This window comes from Micromonospora sp. WMMB235, assembly GCF_001855515.1.
GTDB classification, from domain to species: Bacteria; Actinomycetota; Actinomycetes; order Mycobacteriales; family Micromonosporaceae; genus Micromonospora; species Micromonospora aurantiaca.
In genome coordinates, this window is the sequence record NZ_MDRX01000001.1 from 2,266,825 (window position 1) to 2,281,297 (window position 14,473).

At 73.5% G+C, this 14,473-nt stretch carries 13 protein-coding genes; 6 read left to right on the forward strand and 7 right to left on the reverse strand.

Going from position 1 to position 14,473, the window contains the following annotated elements:
* Positions 1-297: 297 nt before the first annotated feature.
* Positions 298-879, reverse strand: coding sequence for a hypothetical protein (locus BFV98_RS09175; protein ID WP_013285346.1), 582 nt, complete (start codon positions 877-879; stop codon positions 298-300).
* Between the two features lie 143 nt (positions 880-1,022).
* Here BFV98_RS09175 and trmB point away from each other — a divergent pair, with 143 nt between their 5' ends.
* The gene (trmB, locus tag BFV98_RS09180; RefSeq protein ID WP_255368339.1) at positions 1,023-1,649 is read left to right on the forward strand and encodes a tRNA (guanosine(46)-N7)-methyltransferase TrmB; all 627 of its coding nucleotides are present in this window, start codon (positions 1,023-1,025) and stop codon (positions 1,647-1,649) included.
* A gap of 61 nt (positions 1,650-1,710) precedes the next feature.
* On the forward strand, positions 1,711-4,215 hold the full coding sequence (locus BFV98_RS09185; protein ID WP_013474791.1) for an RNA helicase: 2,505 nt from the start codon (positions 1,711-1,713) through the stop codon (positions 4,213-4,215).
* 66 nt (positions 4,216-4,281) lie between these two features.
* On the opposite strand, the gene BFV98_RS09190 is transcribed toward BFV98_RS09185, so the two are convergent.
* Positions 4,282-5,925, reverse strand: coding sequence for a peptidase (locus BFV98_RS09190; RefSeq protein ID WP_071095841.1), 1,644 nt, complete (start codon positions 5,923-5,925; stop codon positions 4,282-4,284).
* 186 nt (positions 5,926-6,111) lie between these two features.
* Here BFV98_RS09190 and BFV98_RS09195 point away from each other — a divergent pair, with 186 nt between their 5' ends.
* Positions 6,112-6,759: a hypothetical protein gene (locus BFV98_RS09195; protein WP_013285342.1), complete on the forward strand. Its 648-nt coding sequence runs from the start codon at positions 6,112-6,114 to the stop codon at positions 6,757-6,759.
* Positions 6,760-7,090: 331 nt separating this feature from the next.
* A complete protein-coding gene (locus BFV98_RS09200; protein ID WP_030270388.1) occupies positions 7,091-8,350 on the forward strand; it encodes an Nramp family divalent metal transporter in 1,260 nt (419 codons plus the stop codon).
* Between the two features lie 55 nt (positions 8,351-8,405).
* Here BFV98_RS09200 and BFV98_RS09205 read toward each other — a convergent pair whose 3' ends face one another.
* The 4 genes from BFV98_RS09205 to BFV98_RS09220 all read right to left on the reverse strand — a co-directional run bounded on the left by BFV98_RS09205 (position 8,406) and on the right by BFV98_RS09220 (position 12,452).
* Positions 8,406-9,350, reverse strand: coding sequence for an ABC transporter substrate-binding protein (locus BFV98_RS09205; protein WP_013285340.1), 945 nt, complete (start codon positions 9,348-9,350; stop codon positions 8,406-8,408).
* 32 nt (positions 9,351-9,382) lie between these two features.
* The gene (locus BFV98_RS09210) at positions 9,383-10,255 is read right to left on the reverse strand and encodes an ABC transporter ATP-binding protein (protein WP_071095842.1); all 873 of its coding nucleotides are present in this window, start codon (positions 10,253-10,255) and stop codon (positions 9,383-9,385) included.
* A complete protein-coding gene (locus BFV98_RS09215) occupies positions 10,252-11,286 on the reverse strand; it encodes an iron chelate uptake ABC transporter family permease subunit (RefSeq protein WP_232236645.1) in 1,035 nt (344 codons plus the stop codon). The genes BFV98_RS09210 and BFV98_RS09215 overlap by 4 nt, the downstream gene beginning before the upstream one ends.
* A 119-nt stretch (positions 11,287-11,405) precedes the next feature.
* Complete coding sequence (locus BFV98_RS09220; protein WP_013285337.1) at positions 11,406-12,452, reverse strand: iron ABC transporter permease; 1,047 nt, start codon at positions 12,450-12,452, stop codon at positions 11,406-11,408.
* Between the two features lie 119 nt (positions 12,453-12,571).
* Here BFV98_RS09220 and BFV98_RS09225 point away from each other — a divergent pair, with 119 nt between their 5' ends.
* Positions 12,572-13,504, forward strand: a complete 933-nt coding sequence (locus tag BFV98_RS09225; protein ID WP_071095843.1) for a MerR family transcriptional regulator — start codon at positions 12,572-12,574, stop codon at positions 13,502-13,504.
* Positions 13,505-13,508: 4 nt separating this feature from the next.
* Entirely contained in the window at positions 13,509-13,868 is a 360-nt protein-coding gene (locus BFV98_RS09230) for a YciI family protein (protein WP_013285335.1), read from the forward strand.
* Between the two features lie 35 nt (positions 13,869-13,903).
* On the opposite strand, the gene BFV98_RS09235 is transcribed toward BFV98_RS09230, so the two are convergent.
* Positions 13,904-14,377 carry a cytidine deaminase gene (locus BFV98_RS09235; protein WP_071095845.1) on the reverse strand — a complete coding sequence of 158 codons (474 nt, stop codon included), beginning with the start codon at positions 14,375-14,377 and terminating at the stop codon, positions 13,904-13,906.
* Positions 14,378-14,473: the final 96 nt, after the last annotated feature.

Consider the following 14,473-nt stretch of genomic DNA (forward strand, 5'->3'; position numbering starts at 1 on the left):
ACGGCGGGTACCACGGTCGCGACGCGGCGGGCGGCGGCATCCACGGCCGCGACCCGGAGACCGGCACGGCCGACGACCCGGTCCCGGCGGCCGGACTCTCCCCCGAGCGCGGGCCGGTCCGGGGCGCGGCGGCCGGGTCAGCCCTGGAGAACCGGGCGACCTCGGCAGGCGGGCCGGCCCTGGACGGGCGGGCGGCATCGGGCGATGGTGCGGCGGGCGGGGGCAGTGCCAGGAACGGCCGGCCGGAGCGCCGTGCTCCGGCGGGCGGCGGAACGAAGTGCTCGGCCATGACCGGCCTCAGCGTCCGGCGGCGCCGCGGGCGTGCCGGCGGGACGCGGCCACGCCGAGCCCGGCGCCGACCACTGTCACCGCCAGCCCGACGGGCACCAGCAGGCCGCCGAGCCCGGGGCCGGCGGTGCCGCCGAATCCGGTCGCCGGGCCACGGCTGGGCAGGTGACTGGGCGGGTGGGTCGGCTGCCGGGTGGGCTGCCCCTGCTTGACCACCTGGAGCATGGTGGAGGCGGTCTCCCCACCCGGGCACTCCAGCTTCACCCGATAGTTACCGGGCCGGGTGCGCTCGTGGACCATCGGCGAGGCGGTGAGCAGGCCGCGCTGCGGCTGCACCTGGATCCTGCCGAACGCGTCCGAGGTCACGATCGCCGGCACGGTGTTGTTCCGGCAGCTCGCCCGGATGCCGACGAGGTAGCCGGGCGAGACGGTGCCCGGGGTGACCTCCACGAAGATCACGTCGGCCGGGGGCTGTTCCGGCACCGGCTCGGCGGCGCGCGGCGCGGCCTGGGCGGGCAGCGCGCCGACCAGCGGGGCGGCGCACGCGGCGACCGCGACCAGCAGCGCCTCACGTACCCTGAACGACCCCATGACCCCTCCCGGCGTACGGGATGAATCCTCTCACCCCCGGCCGCACATCACATCCGATCCGGGTCGCGTAGGCTCGGGTCGCTGTGACCCTCCCCGACATCGCCGCCGGCCGCATCCGTACCTTCCATCCGCGTCGCGGACGGATGAGCGAGCGGCAGCGCGACGCGCTCACCCGGCTCTGGCCCGCGTACGGCCTCGAGATCGCCGCCCTCGACGGGCCGTGCGATCCGACGGCGCTGTTCGGACGACGGGCGCCGCTGGTGCTGGAGATCGGCTCCGGCATGGGCGACGCCACCGCCGCGATGGCGGCGGCCGACCGGGACCGACACTATCTGGCGGTCGAGGTCCATACGCCGGGAATCGCCAACCTGCTCGACCTGGTGGAACGCCACGGTCTGGACAACGTGCGGGTGGCCGAGGGCGACGCGCTGGACCTGGTCCGGGCCATGCCGGAGGGCTGCCTGGACGCGGTGCACGTCTTCTTCCCGGACCCGTGGCCGAAGACCCGGCACCACAAGCGGCGGATCATCGCGCCGGCGCACGTGGCGCTGCTGCGGTCCCGGCTGGTGCCGGGCGGCACGCTGCACTGCGCGACGGACTGGGCCGAGTACGCCGAGTCGATGCGCGAGACGCTCACCGCCGACCCGGAGCTGGTCGACGTGTGCGGCGGTTACGCGCCCCGTCCGGCGCACCGGCCGGTGACGAAGTTCGAGCGGCGCGCGCTGACCGCGGGCCGGGAGGTCTTCGACCTGATCCACCGGCGGCGCTGAACCCGGTGCGCTGAACCCGGTTGGCGCGGCGTGGTGTGATCCAGGCACGATGGGAGCCGCCATGACTCTCACCGCCGCGCTGCCGAAGACCGCCGATCCCGACACCCTCTACGACGCGTTCGCCTCCTGGGCGTCCGAGCGCGGCCTGGACCTCTATCCCCATCAGGAGGAGGCGGTCATCGAGATCGTCTCCGGTGCGAACGTGATCATGAATACGCCGACCGGCTCGGGCAAGAGCCTGGTGGCGATCGCGGCGCACTTCGCGGCGCTGGCCGACGACCGGACGACCTTCTACACCGCGCCGATCAAGGCGCTGGTCTCGGAGAAGTTCTTCGCGCTCTGCGAGGTCTTCGGCGCGGAGAACGTCGGCATGCTCACCGGCGACGCCAGCGTCAACGCGGACGCGCCGATCATCTGCTGCACCGCGGAGATCCTGGCCAACCTGGCGCTGCGCGAGGGCCGCCGCGCCGACGTCGGCCAGGTGATCATGGACGAGTTCCACTTCTACGCCGAGCCGGACCGCGGCTGGGCCTGGCAGGTGCCGCTGATCGAGCTGCCGCAGGCCCAGTTCGTGCTGATGTCGGCCACGCTCGGCGACACCACCCGCTTCGTCGACGACCTGACCCGGCGCACCGGGCGGCCGACCGCCGTCGTCCGCTCGGCCGAGCGGCCGGTCCCGCTCCTCTTCTCGTACGCGACCACGCCGCTGCACGAGACGCTGGAGGAACTGCTGGAGACCAAGCAGGCCCCGGTGTACGTCGTGCACTTCACCCAGGCCGCCGCGCTGGAACGCGCCCAGGCGCTGATGAGCGTGAACGTCTGCACCCGCGCCGAGAAGGACATGATCGCGAGCGCGATCGGCAACTTCCGGTTCACCTCCGGCTTCGGCAAGACGCTGTCCCGGCTGGTCCGCCACGGCATCGGCGTGCACCACGCCGGCATGCTCCCGAAGTACCGCCGCCTGGTCGAGACGCTCGCCCAGGCCGGCCTGCTCAAGGTCATCTGCGGTACGGACACGCTCGGCGTCGGCATCAACGTGCCGATCCGTACCGTGCTGTTCACCGGCCTGAGCAAGTACGACGGCACCCGCACCCGGCTGCTCAAGGCCCGCGAGTTCCACCAGATCGCCGGCCGGGCCGGGCGGGCCGGGTTCGACACGCTGGGCCGGGTCGTGGTGCAGGCCCCCGAGCACGTGATCGAGAACGAGAAGGCGCTCGCGAAGGCCGGTGACGACCCGAAGAAGCGCCGCAAGGTGGTGAAGAAGAAGCCGCCGGAGGGCTCGATCGGCTGGGGCGAGCCGACGTTCCAGCGGCTGGTCGAGGCCGAGCCGGAGCCGCTCACCTCCAGCTTCCAGGTCAGCCACTCGATGCTGCTCAACGTGATCGGCCGCCCCGGCGACGCGTTCGCCTCGATGCGGCACCTGCTCACCGACAACCACGAGGACCCGGCCGCGCAGCGCCGGCACATCCGCCGGGCCATCGCCATCTACCGCGCGCTGCGCGCGGGCGGCGTGGTCGAGGAGCTGCCCGAGCCGGACGAGACCGGCCGCCGGGTACGCCTCACCGTCGACCTCCAGCTCGACTTCGCGCTGAACCAGCCGCTGTCACCGCTGGCGCTGGCCACGGTCGAGCTGCTCGACCGGGAGTCGCCGTCGTACGCGCTCGACGTGCTCAGCGTGATCGAGTCGATCCTGGACGACCCCCGCCAGGTGCTGTCCGCGCAGCAGTTCAAGGCCCGCGGCGAGGCGGTCGCCGCGATGAAGGCCGAAGGCATCGAGTACGAGGCGCGCCTGGAACTGCTCGACGACGTGACCTGGCCCAAGCCGCTGGCGGAGCTGCTGGACTCCGCGTACGAGATGTACCGGCAGGGCCACCCCTGGGTGGCCGACCACCAGCTCTCCCCCAAGTCCGTGGTCCGGGACATGTACGAGCGGGCCATGACGTTCCCCGAGTACGTGCAGTTCTACGGGCTGTCCCGGTCCGAGGGGCTGGTGCTGCGGTACCTCGCCGACGCGTACAAGACGCTGCGGCAGACCGTCCCCGAGGACGCGAAGACCGAGGAGCTGGTCGACCTCATCGAGTGGCTGGGCGAGCTGGTCCGCCAGGTCGACTCCAGCCTGATCGACGAGTGGGAGCGGCTGCGCAACCCGTCGGACGTGGCCGAGGTCGCCGCCTCGCTGGACGACCGGCCGCCGGCGGTGACCCGCAACGCGCGGGCGTTCCGGGTGCTGGTGCGCAACGCGATGTTCCGTCGCGTCGAGCTGGCCGCGCTGCGCCGCTGGGACCTGCTCGGCGAGCTGGACGCGGGCGACGGCTGGAACGCCGACGCCTGGGCCGACGCGCTGGAGCCGTACTTCGAGGCGTACGACTCCATCGGGGTGGGGCCGGACGCGCGCGGGCCGGCGCTGCTGATGATCGAGCAGGGCCGCGAGCGGTGGACCGTCCGGCAGATCCTGGACGACCCGGACGGCGACCACGACTGGGGCATCAGCGCCGAGATCGACCTGGCCGCCTCGGACGAGACAGGCGCGGCGGTGGTCCGCGTCACCGACGTCGGCCAGTTGTAGCGGCGTCGGCTGACGTACGCCGCGGGGGCGGAACCGGTCCGGTTCCGCCCCCGCGATCGTGTCCGATCAGTCGCGCGGGGCCTGGAACGCCACGCGACGACGACGGAACACGACGAACAGGACCGCGCCGGCCGCGAGCACGGCGGCGCCGACACCGGCGAGCGTGGCCGCCGGCGCACCGGTGATCGGCAGGCCGCCGCCGGTGCCACCGCTGCCGTCTCCGGAGCCACCGGTGCCCGGGCCGCCGTTGCCGACCGCGACGACGATGTGAGCGGTGTTGTTCTCCGGCTTCGACTCGGTCGAGGACGTGGCGCCGTCGACCACGATCGTGCCGTCGGTACCCGGCGTCGACTTGATCTTCAGCTGGACGGTGGGCTTGATCCGGCCGTAGCCGGAGGCCACGCTCGGGAACTCGCTCTCGAAGTTGCACCGCAGCTTCGCCGACTCGGGCAACGTCGTGCCCGGCTGGCCGTCGGTGTAGCACCACTCGCTGGGCAGCAGGACGGTGCCGCTCGGTGCGGTGATGAGGACACCGGGGCCGCCGCCGTCGGACGGGCCGTGGTTGACGACCTCGTAGGTGAGGTCGACGGTCTGGCCGACCGCCCCCTTCACCGGCGCGGCGGTGACGGCGACGTCGAGGCTGTTCTTCTTGCTCCAGAACCGGAAGTCGGCGTAGTTGTCCGACTCGTCGAGCTCGCGCTCCACGACGGACTTGCGGGCCTGGCCCGCCTTGACCGCCTTGGCGTGCAGCTTCTCGGCGGCGGTGGCGAACGACGGGCCGTTGCCCTTGGTCGCCGCGGCCTTCTTCGCCGTCTCCGCCTCACCGGCCAGCGCGGTGCTGAACAGGGCGTAGTTCTCGTCCGGGCCCGGCAGGTTGCGGCCGAACGTGATGTTGAACAGCGACTCGCCCGTCTCGTCGTCGAACAGCAGCAGCCCCTCGCCGGGCTTGAGCGTCAGCGGCACCGTGCAGGTGACCTGGCTCGGCCCGTAGACGTACGGCGGACCGCTGGCCTTCGGGTAGTAGCCGACGTAGGTGCAGTCGCTGTACCGCTCGACGAAGGTGGCGCCGGTGGGCAGGTCGACCCGGACGGTGAAGTCGGCCGCCGGGCTGTCGCCCTCGTTGAGCACACCGCTGTAGAGCGGGACCCGGTCGCCCTCACCGACCGGCTTGGACTTGTCGTTCAGGTCGTCGGCGGCGGCGACCAGATCGGGGCCCGAGGCGCGGATCGTGACCGGGAAGCTGATCGTGTTGTCGCCGGGGTTGGCGTCGTCCTGTGCGCCGGCGATGGTCACGCCGACCGAACCGGCGTCACCGGGGGTCGCACCGGTGCGGCTGGCCAGCGAGAGCGGGTAGATGAGATCGGTCTGGCCGGCCACCAGGCCACCGATGGTGCAGGTGACCTTCCCCGCCGCGAGCTTGCAGGAGTCGTTCCAGTCCGGCACCGAGGCGACCACGTCGGACGACAGCTTGCCCAGGTCGAGCGTGACGGTCACCGCCGTCGCGTCGGCCTGGCCGTAGTTGTAGACGTACATGCCGACCGTGGTGCCACTGTTGTCGATCTCCGCGACGGGGTCGCTGCTGAAGGACACGAACAGGTCGGGCAGTTCGTCGGCGGCGTGCGCCGGGGTCGACGGGGCGAAGAGCGCGGTCGTGGCCAGCAGCGCCGCGGCGGCGGCGAGGCGGGGCCATCGGGCCGTGAGGGATCGCATGGGTACTCCGGGAGAGAGGTGTGGAAGAACCGCACTCTAGGGGACGGATCGATCGCGCGGTGTCCCGTCCGGATCGGCGGGCCGTCGGCGAACGGATCGACAATGCCCCTTTCGCACCCTGGGCGATGTCAGACCCGTCGATTAGAATGTATGTACTAATCGAGCTGCTGACCTGGGAGGATGCTCGTGACTGCGCCCACCTCCGCGACCCCTGTCACCCCCTACGCCACCCTCCTCGGATTCACCCGGTACGTCGACCGCACCGGCCCCACCAAGGCCACCTTCGTCGGCGGGCTGCGCCGGCAGCGGGCCAGCCGGCACGGCTTCAACCCGCACGGCCAGTTCGTCAAGGCGCTCAAGGCCGACGTCGCGTTCCACACCGGCGGTACGCACCTCGCGCAGGTAGCCGACCTGGTCAAGCCGCGCTGGCGACCGCTCTACGAGGCGCTCGTGCCGGGCGCGACCCGCTGGCTGCACTCGCTCGGCGAGCCGGCCGGCGTCGACCTGGCCCAGACGCGCGATGCGCTGGCCATGCTGGGCGACCTGCCCGTGAAGATCAACCCGCAGTTCGGCGTCCGGTACGCCGACGGCCGGGCCGAGGCGATCCGGCTGCACTTCGACGAGGCGCCGCCGAGCGAGGAGACGACGCTGGCCACACTGCACCTGATGGCCCGGCACATGGACGCGGTGCTGCCGCACGCCGAGCCGGTCCTGGTCGACGTGCGGCGCGGCGAGGCGCACCGGATGCCCGCCGACGTCAAGCCCGAGCAGATCGAGCAGTGGCTGGCCGGTGAGGCGGCCGCGTTCCGGGCCATCTGGTCCACCGCCGCCTGACCGGCCGCCGCGGCACGCCATCCGGCGCACCGCGACCACGCCGCCGGACCGCGTACCCGGCGGCGACCGCCGCACCGCCCACCTACCGAACGGCCGCCCCGCCACCCGGGGCGGCCGTTCGTCGTCCCGGGCGGTGCGCCGCACGGCGCCCAACCGGTGGGCGAACAGCAGACGGCATCGTCCCCTGTCTGCTTTCCTCCTCCGGGCTCAGGTTGGTGGCATATACGGGCATCCGTCGGGAACACCCCCGCGTGGCCGCCCTCCCTGACACCCCCCGCCGTTCGCCGTTCGCCATCAGTCGTCCGTCGTTCGCCGTCGTCGAGGAGCAACAGTGGTAACAAACGACTCGTCCGTCGTACCCCCGCTACGGACCGCCCGCGCCCCACGCCCGGTACGTGGCCGTCTGATCCTGCTCGGGCCCGCGTTCGTGGCGGCGGTCGCCTACGTCGACCCCGGCAACTTCGCCACCAACTCCACCGCCGGTGCCCGGTACGGCTACCTGCTGGTCTGGGTGGTCGTGGCGGCGAACCTGGCCGCCATGCTGGTGCAGACGCTCACCGCCAAGCTCGGCCTGGCCACCGGGCGCAGCCTGCCGGAACTGTGCCGGGAACATCTGCCCCGGCCGCTCAACCGGGTCATGTGGGCGCAGGCCGAACTGGTCGCCATGGCCACCGACCTGGCCGAGGTGATCGGCGGGGCGGTCGCGCTGTACCTGCTGTTCGGCGTCCCGCTGCTGCCCGGCGGCCTGATCATCGGCGCCGCCTCGTTCGCCATCCTGGCGCTGCGCGCCAGGGGTTTCCGGACGTTCGAGATCGCCATCGCGGTGCTGCTCGGCGTGATCGTGCTGGCGTTCGCTGTCAACCTGGTCAGCGCGCAACCGGACGTGTCCGACGCCGCGGCCGGGCTGCTGCCTCGGATGCAGGGCACCGACAGCATGCTGCTCGCCGCCGGCATCCTCGGCGCGACGGTGATGCCGCACGTCATCTACGTGCACTCGGCGCTGACCCCGAACCGGCTGCCGGCGGAGGGCGAGACGCAGCGGCGCGTCGTCGCCAAGGGCCTGCGGATCGACGTGCTGATCGCGCTGGGCATCGCCGGCGCGGTCAACCTGGCCATGCTGCTGGTCGCCGCTAGCAGCTTCCACGGCACGTCGATTCCCGGCACCGACACCCTGGAAGGCGTCCACGCCGGGCTCGCCACCACGCTCGGCACGGCGGCGGCGGTCGGCTTCGCGGTCGCCCTGCTCCTGTCCGGGCTCGCCTCCACGAGCGTCGGCACGTACGCCGGCGAGATCATCATGCAGGGCTTCCTGCGCCGCCGGATCCCGCTGCTGGTCCGCCGCATGATCACGCTGCTGCCCGCGCTCGCGGTGCTCGCGATCGGCGTCGACCCGACCCGCGCGCTGGTGCTGTCCCAGGTGGTGCTGAGCTTCGGCATCCCGTTCGCGCTGATCCCGGTGGTGATGTTCACGCGCCGCCGGGACCTGATGGGCAGCCTGGTCAACCGCCGGGCCACCACCGCCGCCGCGGTCGCGATCACGGCGTTCGTGGTGGCGCTCAACGCGTTCCTGCTCTGGCAACTGGCGGCCTGAACACACCCGCGCCCGTCCGGCCGACGACGGCTGGACGGGCGCGGGTGATCGGGGCTCAGGCGGCCAGGTACTTCTCCAGGTCGTCCAGGATCTTGTTGGCGGCGCCCACGCCGATGCCGGTCATCCAGATCTCGTCGGAGACCACGTGCGCCTTGCCGGCCTTGACCGCGGACAGGCCCTTCCACAGCGTGCCGCCGGTGACCTTGGCCTGCTCGGCGGCGGCCTTCTCGCCGTACGCGGTCACGAACACCACGTCGCCGTCGGCCTCGGCGATGCGCTCCGGGCTGACCCGGTCCATCCGCTTGTCCTCCTTGCCGGCGAGCATCTGCCGCTCGGGGCGGCCCAGGCCGGTGTCGCCGACGACGATGCCGGAGAACGAGTCCGGCCCGTACAGGCGGATCTCGGTCGGCATGAAGCGCACGATGGAGACCTTGCGGGACGAGGCGTCGCCGAGCTTCGCGCCGAAGTCCTTCGCCCGCTTCTCGTACTCGGCCAGCAGGTCCTTGGCCTGCTGCTCCTTGCCCAGCGCCGCACCGTCGAGGAGGAAGTTCTCCTTCCAGGTGACGCCCACCTTCTCGGTGAAGACAGTCGGGGCGATCTTGGACAGCTCGTCGTAGAACTTCTCCTGGCGGAACTTGCTGCCCAGGATCAGGTCCGGGTTGAGCGCGTTGATCGCCTCCAGGTCCGGCTCGGTGAGCACGCCGACCTCGGTGATCCCGGCGAGCTTGTCCGCGCCGAAGTAGGTGGGCCAGCTCTTCGCCTCACCGGCGGTCGCCGCGCCGACCGGGGTGACGCCCAGCGACAGCGCGGTATCGATCTTGTCGGTGTCGAGCACGACCACGCGCTTCGGCTCGGCGGGCACCTTCGTGGTGCCCATGGAGTGGGTGATCTCCCGGGTCTCCCCGGTGCCGGTGCCGGCGACGGGGTCGCTCTCCCCGCAGGCGGTGAGGCCGACGCCGAGAGCGAGGGCGGCGGTGAGTGCGACGGCGAGACGACGCATCAGGTTCCTTTCGGTGGTGCGGGTCGGCGCGCTCAGGCGTCGCCGACGGGGGCGCCGGCCGGGGCCGGCGTGACGGCCGGAACGGCCGAGGTCTGGGCGGATCCGGTCTGGGCGGATCCGGTCTGGGTGAGGGCGGGCACCACGAGCGGGGCGCCGCTGACCGGGCAGGGCACGACCACGCAGTCCAGCCCGAACACGTCGCGGACCAGATCCGCGGTGAGGATCTCGCGCGGCTTGCCGGCGGCCACCACCGCGCCGTCGCGCATGGCGATCAGATGGTCGGCGTACCGGGCCGCCTGGTTCAGGTCGTGCAGCACGGCCACCACTGTCCGGCCGCGTTCGGCGCGCAGCCGGTGCAGCAGGTCCAGCACCTCGACCTGGTGGGCCAGGTCGAGGAACGTGGTCGGCTCGTCCAGCAGCAGCGCGTCGGTGTCCTGGGCCAGCGTCATGGCGATCCACACCCGCTGGCGCTGCCCGCCGGAGAGCGTGTCCACCGGGCGGTCGGCGAGCGCGCTGACGTCGGCCAGCCGCATGGCCTCCTCGACCGCCCGTCCGTCCTCGGCCGACCACTGCCGCCACCAGCGCTGGTACGGCTGCCGGCCGCGCCCGACCAGGTCGGCCACGGTGATCCCCTCGGGCACCAGCGGGCTCTGCGGCAGGACGCCGAGCCGCCGGGCCACGTCCCGGGTCGGCAGCTCGCGGATCGCCGCGCCGTCGAGCAGCACCGCGCCGCGCCGGGGCGTGAGCAGCCGGGCCATCGTGCGCAGCAGCGTCGACTTGCCGCAGGCGTTCGGGCCGACGATCACGGTGAACGTGTCGGCCGGCAGGTCGAGGTCGAGTCCGTCCAGCACGGTGCGGCCCTCGTAGCCGACGACCAGGTCGCGGGTGGACAGCAGCGCGGTCACGACCGCCTCCCTCGGGTGCGGAGCAGCACGAAGATCAGGTACGGCCCGCCGATCGCCGCGGTGAGCACGCCGGCCGGCAGTTGGGTCGGCGCCAGCAGCCGGCGGGCACCGAGGTCGGCGAGGACCAGCAGCAACGCGCCGAGCAGCGCGGCGCACAGCAGCGGCGGGCGCTCGGCGCGGACCAGCCGCCGGGCCACCTGCGGGGCCACCAGCGCCACGAAGTCGACGGCGCCGACCTGGGCGGTGACCATGGCGGCGGCCAGCACACCGGTGCCGGCCAGCCCCATGCGCCGGGCCACCGGCCGCAGGCCGATCCCCCGCGCGGTGTCGTCGTCGAGCGCGCTGCTGCGCAGCGCCCACCCGGCCCAAAGCAGCACCGGCAGCAGGACCGCGAGCGTGCCGGCGATCCAGGCCGCCTCGCTCCATCCCTTGCCTGCGAGCGTGCCGATCAGCCAAATCTGGGCGCGCAGCCCGTCGATCGGGTCGGCGGTGAGCATGACCACCTCGATCAGCGCCCGGAACGCGAACGCCACCGCCACACCCGCGAGCACGAACCGCTGGGCCGCCAGGCCGTGCCGGGCGCCGAGCGCGAACACCGCCACCGCGGCGGCCAGGCCGCCGAGCAGCGCCGCCGGCGCCACCAGCACCGCCGCCGCGCCGCTGGTCAGCGCGATCGTCGCGGCCAGCCCGGCGCCCTGGGTGACACCGATGACGTCGGGGCTGGCGAGCGGGTTGCGGGCCACGCTCTGGATCAGCGTGCCGGCCACGCCGAAGGCCGCCCCTGCCACCGCCGCGAGGACCGCGCGAGGCAGTCGCAGGTCGCGTACCACGAGGTCGTACGGGGTGCCCGCACCGGAGAGCGACCGCACCACGTCCACCGGGGCGACGTACGGCGTACCCAGCGACAGGCTGACCACCACCGCGACGCACAGCAGCACGAACAGCACCGCCGCCACGACGAGGGGCCGCCACCGGAACGGCACCACCACCGCCCCGACCCGCAGCACTCCACGCCCCCGCGGCCGTCGCACCCCACCCCGTTGATCTTGCACTTCGGGCCCCTCGGGTGCCCGGAATGCCCCCTTCGTCGGGGCGGCAAGTGCAAGATCGCGGGAGCCGGGGGTGGGGGTGGGGGTGGGAGCGGGGGTGGTCATGTCGTCACCGTCTTGGCTCGGTGGACCAGGAAGGCCAGGAGCGGGGCGCCGAGCAGGGCGGTGATGATGCCGGCCGGGATCTCACCGGGCGGGGCGACAAGGCGGCCGGCCACGTCGGCGGCGAGCAGCAACGCCGGCCCGAGCAGCGCGGCGACCAGGAGCGTCCACCGCTGGTCCGCGCCCACCAGCGCCCGGGCCAGGTGCGGCACGGCCAGCCCGACGAAGGCGATCGGCCCGGCGGCGGCCACCGCAGCACCGGTGAGCAGCACGCCACCGGCCCCGGCGGCGAGCCGGACCAGTGCGACCCGGTGCCCGAGTCCCCGGGCCACGTCGTCGCCGAGGGCGAGCGCGTCCAGACCGCGGGCGGCGAGCGCGGCCAGCAGCACCCCGGCCACCACGAACGGCAGTACCTGCCCGGCCACGCCGACGCCCCGGCCGGTCAGCCCGCCGACCACCCAGAAGCGGTACTCCTCGAACGTGCGGGCGTCGATGCTGAGCAGCGCGTACACGATGGCGCCGAGACCGGCGTCGAGGGCCGCGCCGACGAGCGCAAGGGTGACCGGGCTGGCGCCCTCGCGGGTGCGGTTGGCGATGGCGAACACGAGCAGCCCGGCGAGCAGCGCGCCGGCGATGCCGAACCAGACGTACCCGGCGAGCGTGCCCACCCCGAACACGGCGATGGCCAGCACCACGCCGAACGACGCCCCGGCGCTGATGCCGAGGATGCGCGGCTCGGCCAGCGGGTTGCGGGTCACCGCCTGGAACAGCACCCCGGCCAGTGCCAGCGCCAGGCCGACGACGAGCCCGAGGGCGGTACGCGGCAGCCGCAGTTCCCGGACCACTGTGGTGGCGTCGCCGCCGTCCGGGGACACGAGCGCGTGCCACACCTGGTCGACGGGGAGGTGCCGGCTGCCGAGCGCGAGGCTGGCCAGCAGCGCCAGCAGGAGCAGGAGCGCCGCCGCCACGGTGACCGCGACGCGGCGGACGGTGCCGCGGCGGACGGGAGTCCCGGCCCGCGCGGGCCGGACGGCGACGGTGGTCACGAGGGGGCTTCGCCTTCCGATTAGGTGCGCCTTACCTTAGCTGACCTGGTAAGGCGTACCTAAGCGGGCTTTGTCGATGGGGTTGCGCCTCCACCGGGGGGAGGCGCGATGGTGGGCGCATGGACGGTGCGGAGCGCTACTCGATCGGTGACCTGGCCCGGCGGACCGGGCTGCCGGTGAAGACCATCCGGTTCTGGTCCGACCGCGGCATCGTGCCGCCCACCGACCGGGGACCGGCCGGCCACCGCCGCTACGACGCGGCGGCGGTGGCCTGGCTCGACCTGGTACGGACGCTGCGCGAGCTGGGCGTGGCCCTGCCCACCGTGCGCCGGGTGGTGGCGCGGGAGGTCAGCCTGGCCGAGGTCGCCTCGGCGCACGCGGACGCGTTGACCGCGCAGATCCGCCTGCTGCGGTCACGCCGCGCGGTGCTGACAGTGATCGCCCGGCGCGGGGCCTCCCCGTCCGAGGCCGACCTGCTGCACCGGCTGGCCGGCCTGGCCGCGCGGGAGCGGCGGCGGCTGGTCGACGAGTTCCTCGACGCGGCGTTCGGCGGCCTGACCGATCCGGGGTTCGCGGGGATCAGACGGTCGCTCACGCCGGAGCTGCCCGACGATCCGGACGACGATCAGATCGAGGCGTGGGTGGAGCTGGCCGAGCTGGCCCTGGACCCGGGATTCCGGGCCGGGCTGCGCCGGCTGGCCGAGCAGCACGCGGCGGACCGGGAAGGCGCCGAGGGCGTACGCCGGGACGTGGTCGCCGTGGTCCGGGAGGAGGTGGCCTCGGCGCTCGCCGACGGCATCGAGCCGGCCGCGCCGGAGGCCGATCCGATCCTGGCCCGGGCGGCGGGCCGGTACGCGCGGCTCTGCGGCCGCTCGGACGACGCCGACCTGCGCCGGCGGATGCTGGACCGGTTGCGGACCGCGAGCGACCCTCGCCGGGAGCGGTACCTGGAGCTGCTCTCCGTGGTCAACGGGTGGCCACCGGCCGAGAGCCTGGCGCCGGTGCTGGACTGGTCGATCCGGGCACTGCGCGCCCGGCAGCACCTAGCCTGAGGACATGCGATTCGACAGGCACACGGTGGTGCTCCTGGTCCGCCCGGACGACGCGCCGGACCTGCCGCAGGACGCCCTCGACCGGATCCAGGACGCGCACCTGGCGCACCAGGCCGGGCTGGTGGAGCAGGGCGCGGTGCTGGCGGCGGGGCCGTTCCTGGACGGCGACGACGGGCGTGTCCGCGGTTTCGTGGTGCTGTCGGTGGACCCGCAGATGGCCCGTGAGCTGTACGCGAACGACCCGGCGGTCCGCGCGGGACGACTCGTCGCGCAGGTCAGCAGCTGGATGGTGCCGGAGGGTCAGGTCCGCTTCGAGCAGGTGCCGGTCCCCCGCTCGATGCTGGAGGCAGCGGCCGGCGACTGAGTGTCGCGGCCGGCAGCGCCCGGAGCGGGGCGCGGTCAGTCCTCCGGGGCCTGCCGGCTGCCCGGCACCACAGGCGTCGGCCACACCCCGGCGCGGGCGGCCACCGGCACCTCGACCTGCTGGTCGGCCCAGACGTACGTCTCGGGCAGCAGGTCGGTGATCGGGATCGCGCGCAGCCCGTCGGCCGGGCCGACGATCACCTTGATCGACGGGAAGTAGTCGAGCAGCACCTGACGGCAGCGTCCGCACGGCGGCAGGACGCCCCGGCCGCGGTCCCCCACCGCGACGATCGCCTCCAGCTCGCCCGCGCCCTGGGTCGCGGCGGCACCGAGTGCGACCACCTCGGCGCACGGGCCGCCGGTGAAGTGGTAGACGTTCACGCCGCTGAACACCCGGCCGTCGGTGCTGCGTACGGCGGCGGCGACTGTGTGGTTGTCGCTGCGGCAGCGCAGCTTCGCGACGGCGGTGGCGGCCTGCACGAGCGCCCGGTCGGTGTCCCGCATGATCATCCCCGCCCCTCGTCGGCCTCGTCCGTCGGCCTCGTCGGCGGCAACTTTATCCGGCGGGGACGGCCGCACCAGGGAGGGCACGCCCAGCGCCGGTAA

What these genes read in the sequence shown, in the direction of transcription:
- BFV98_RS09175 (WP_013285346.1), bottom strand. Translation starts at nt 879, where the DNA reads ATGGGGTCGTTCAGGGTACGTGAGGCGCTGCTGGTCGCGGTCGCCGCG.
- trmB (WP_255368339.1), top strand. Translation starts at nt 1,023, where the DNA reads ATGAGCGAGCGGCAGCGCGACGCGCTCACCCGGCTCTGGCCCGCGTAC.
- BFV98_RS09185 (WP_013474791.1), top strand. Translation starts at nt 1,711, where the DNA reads ATGACTCTCACCGCCGCGCTGCCGAAGACCGCCGATCCCGACACCCTC.
- BFV98_RS09190 (WP_071095841.1), bottom strand. Translation starts at nt 5,925, where the DNA reads ATGCGATCCCTCACGGCCCGATGGCCCCGCCTCGCCGCCGCCGCGGCG.
- BFV98_RS09205 (WP_013285340.1), bottom strand. Translation starts at nt 9,350, where the DNA reads ATGCGTCGTCTCGCCGTCGCACTCACCGCCGCCCTCGCTCTCGGCGTC.
- BFV98_RS09225 (WP_071095843.1), top strand. Translation starts at nt 12,572, where the DNA reads ATGGACGGTGCGGAGCGCTACTCGATCGGTGACCTGGCCCGGCGGACC.
- BFV98_RS09230 (WP_013285335.1), top strand. Translation starts at nt 13,509, where the DNA reads ATGCGATTCGACAGGCACACGGTGGTGCTCCTGGTCCGCCCGGACGAC.
- BFV98_RS09235 (WP_071095845.1), bottom strand. Translation starts at nt 14,377, where the DNA reads ATGATCATGCGGGACACCGACCGGGCGCTCGTGCAGGCCGCCACCGCC.